The sequence below is a fragment of the Saccharopolyspora sp. genome (assembly GCF_017434145.1).
In the GTDB taxonomy this organism is placed as follows: domain Bacteria; phylum Actinomycetota; class Actinomycetes; order Mycobacteriales; family Pseudonocardiaceae; genus Saccharopolyspora_C; species Saccharopolyspora_C galaxeae.
Genome location: NZ_JAFRFW010000518.1, coordinates 1 through 3,201 on the forward strand (window position 1 = coordinate 1; position 3,201 = coordinate 3,201).

The following is a 3,201-nucleotide window of genomic DNA, read 5'->3' on the forward strand; positions in this document are numbered from 1 at the left end:
CCTTGGCCTCGGCCTGGGCCAGCTTCGCGCTCATCGGCGCCCGCCACAGGTGGCAGACGGCCAGTGCGAGCGCGTCCGCGGCATCAGCGGGCTTGGGCGGCTCGGCCAGTCCGAGGACTTTGGTGACCATGAGCGTGACCTGCCGCTTGTCGGCGCGCCCGGAACCGCTGATCGCGGCCTTCACCTCGCTCGGGGTGTGGAACACGACCGGCAGCCCGCGCCGGGCGGCGGCCAGCGCGATCACTCCGGAGGCCTGCGCGGTGCCCATCACGGTGCGCACGTTGTGCTGGCTGAAGACCCGCTCGATCGCCACCACCTCCGGACGATGCGCGTCGATCCACTCCTCGACGCCCTCGGACACGGTCAGCAGTCGCACCGGAAGTTCGTCCTCCGCCGGGGTGCGCACCACGCCGACCGCGACGCAGGACGCCTTGCGGCTGCGCCCGCCGTCGACCACCCCGACCCCGCACCGGGTCAGCCCGGGGTCGACTCCCAGCACGCGCACGACGCCCTCCTCCGGCACGGCCCGTCAGCAGGCCCGAACCCGTCAGCAGGCCCAGCCCGCCAGCGGGCCCGACCCGCCGGCGAGCTCGGCCATCGACACGATCATGAACACTCGTTCGAGACCCTAACGCGTCACGACCGGTTCGCCCGCGTCCGACACACCCGATGATCGCCCTACCGGATGGAACCGGTGGCTCAGGGCCCGTCGGTGCCGGGTGTCCAGGATTCCGGCAGGCCGCTGTCGGTGAGCACGGGCTGGTACTGGGCGAAGCCCTGCGGCGCCTCGTCCTGCCACGGGAACGCGCCGTCCGGCGTCGCGGCGACCAGCTGCAACGCGGGGAAATCCGCGCCGCCGTACACGGTGAAAGCGCTGCCCAGGTACTCCGGGTAGTGCACCTTGGCGACCCGCTCGAAGGTCACCGGGCAGCCCTCCAGGAACCCGGCGTAGAGCTTCCCCGGCACGAACCGCTCGCGGGCGGCGACCCGCTGCACGTAGTTGTTCACCACCGCGTGCGCGACTTCGCGCGGCAGGCCGATCACGACGACCTCGGGCTTGCCGAAACGCCGCCACGCGCCGACGGAGAAGGCGTGCGACGCCCCTCTTTCGTCGGCCGCCACGTGCAGCACCGCGGCGCCGTGCTGCTCCGCGGTGTCCACCAACCACCTGCGCAGCTGATCATCAGTTTCGACCACGGCGGCCATTCTGCCGACTACCACCCGTCCGAGGGAGCCCCTGGGGGCGACCTTGACCGAACGCGCACGAGCCGCTGTGCCGCGTCACCGATCAGCGAAGTACGTCCTGAACCAGCGCCGAGGACCGCCGGAGAGCCGAACGCCCTCCAGCGGCCGCAACCGGGTCAGCCGACCTCGGCCATCACCTCGTCCGACGCGTCGAAGTTCGCGTAGACGTTCTGCACGTCGTCGCAGTCCTCCAACGCATCGATCAGCTTGAAGACCTTCCGCGCGCCTTCGGCGTCCAACGGCACGTTGACCGATGCCAGGAAGCTCAGCTCCGAGGAGTCGTACTCGATCTCGGCTGCCTGCACCGCCTTGCGCACCTCGACCAGGTCGGTCGGCTGGCACAGCACCTCGTAGCTCTCGCCGAGGTCGTTGACCTCCTCGGCGCCCGCCTCCAGCACCGCGCCCAGCACGTCGTCCTCGGTCAGGCCGTTCTTCGGCACGATCAGCACGCCGCGGCGGGAGAACAGGTACGACACCGAGCCTGCGTCGGCCATCGAACCGCCGTTGCGGTTCATCGCGGTGCGCACATCGCCCGCCGCGCGGTTCTTGTTGTCGGTGAGGCACTCGACCAGCACCGCCACCCCGTTCGGGCCGTAGCCCTCGTACATCAGGGTCTGCCAGTCGGCACCACCCGCTTCTTCGCCCGCTCCGCGCTTGCGCGCGCGCTCGATGTTGTCGGTGGGCACCGAGTTCTTGCGGGCCTTCTGCATGGCGTCGTAGAGGGTCGGATTGCCCTCCGGGTCACCCCCGCCGGTCCGCGCGGCGACCTCCACGTTCTTGATCAGCTTCGCGAAAAGCTTGCCGCGCTTGGCGTCGACGGCGGCCTTCTTGTGCTTTGTGGTCGCCCACTTGGAGTGGCCGCTCATCGTGTCCTCCGTCTTTCCACGACCGCGCGGGCGGACGACGAGCCTCAGCCCGCGCGAACGGTCTGCACGAAATGCCGGTGCACGCGCTCGTCGCCGCGGACCAGCTCCGGGTGGAAGCTGGTGGCGAGCACGCGCCCCTGCTGAACCGCGACGATCCTACCGGCGGCACCGGCAACGCCCGAGCCGTGCGGGGTGATCTCGGCGAGCACGTCCACCGCTCGGCCGACCCGCTCCACCCATGGGGCGCGGATGAACACCGCGTGGACCGGCCCGTCCACGCCGGTGAAGGCCAGTTCCGCTTCGAACGAATCGACCTGCCGCCCGAAGGCGTTGCGCCGCACCGCGACGTCCAGCGCACCGAACGGCGTGACCGCCGGATCCTTCCCGGAGTCCGCGCCCGGGTCGAGGACTTCGCCCGCCAGCAGCACCATTCCCGCGCACGAGCCGTAGGCGGGAAGACCGGCCGCCAAGCGTTCCCGCAGCGGATCGAACAGTTCAAAGCTGTGCAACAACCTGCTCATGGTGGTGGATTCCCCGCCGGGCAACACCACGCCGTGCACGTCGTCGAGCTCTTCGGGCCTGCGGATCGGCTTGGCCACCGCGCCGCTGCGGTCCAGCGCCGCCAGGTGCTCGGCGACGCCGCCTTGCAAGGCGAGGACGCCGATCACCGGCGAGGCGCCGGACGTGCTATCGCACCCGGGCATCGCGCTGTCTCCGTTCCTAGGTGATCACTCGACCGGGCCGCTCACCAGCCGCGCTGCGCGTAGTGCTCGCCTTCGGGCAACGAATCGACGTTCAGCCCGACCATCGCCTCGCCGAGCCCGCGCGAGACCTTGGCGACCACGTCCGGGTCGTCGTAGAAGGTGCAGGCCTTGACGATCGCCTCGGCCCGCTTGGCCGGGTCGCCGGACTTGAAGATCCCGGAGCCGACGAACACGCCTTCCGCGCCGAGCTGGCGCATCATCGCCGCGTCGGCCGGGGTCGCGATGCCACCGGCGGTGAACAGCACCACCGGCAGCGTGCCCGCCGCGGCCACCTCCTGGACCAGCGCGAACGGCGCACGCAGCTCCTTCGCGGCCTCGTGCAGCTC

Annotated in this window: 4 protein-coding genes and 1 pseudogene; all 5 read right to left on the minus strand. The window is 70.8% G+C overall.

Going from position 1 to position 3,201, the window contains the following annotated elements; translation table 11 throughout:
• A partial coding sequence (gene ruvC / locus IJH84_RS14340) for a crossover junction endodeoxyribonuclease RuvC (protein ID WP_295145206.1) occupies positions 1-505 on the minus strand: 505 nt, incomplete at its 3' end.
• Positions 506-699: 194 nt separating this feature from the next.
• Positions 700-1,206: a DUF4262 domain-containing protein gene (locus tag IJH84_RS14345; RefSeq protein ID WP_200069933.1), complete on the minus strand. Its 507-nt coding sequence runs from the start codon at positions 1,204-1,206 to the stop codon at positions 700-702.
• Between the two features lie 155 nt (positions 1,207-1,361).
• Entirely contained in the window at positions 1,362-2,111 is a 750-nt protein-coding gene (locus IJH84_RS14350; RefSeq protein ID WP_200069842.1) for a YebC/PmpR family DNA-binding transcriptional regulator, read from the minus strand.
• Between the two features lie 44 nt (positions 2,112-2,155).
• Complete coding sequence (pdxT, locus tag IJH84_RS14355; protein ID WP_295145210.1) at positions 2,156-2,815, minus strand: pyridoxal 5'-phosphate synthase glutaminase subunit PdxT; 660 nt, start codon at positions 2,813-2,815, stop codon at positions 2,156-2,158.
• 41 nt (positions 2,816-2,856) lie between these two features.
• A pseudogene (locus tag IJH84_RS14360) lies at positions 2,857-3,201 on the minus strand (pyridoxal 5'-phosphate synthase lyase subunit PdxS); the annotation flags it as partial.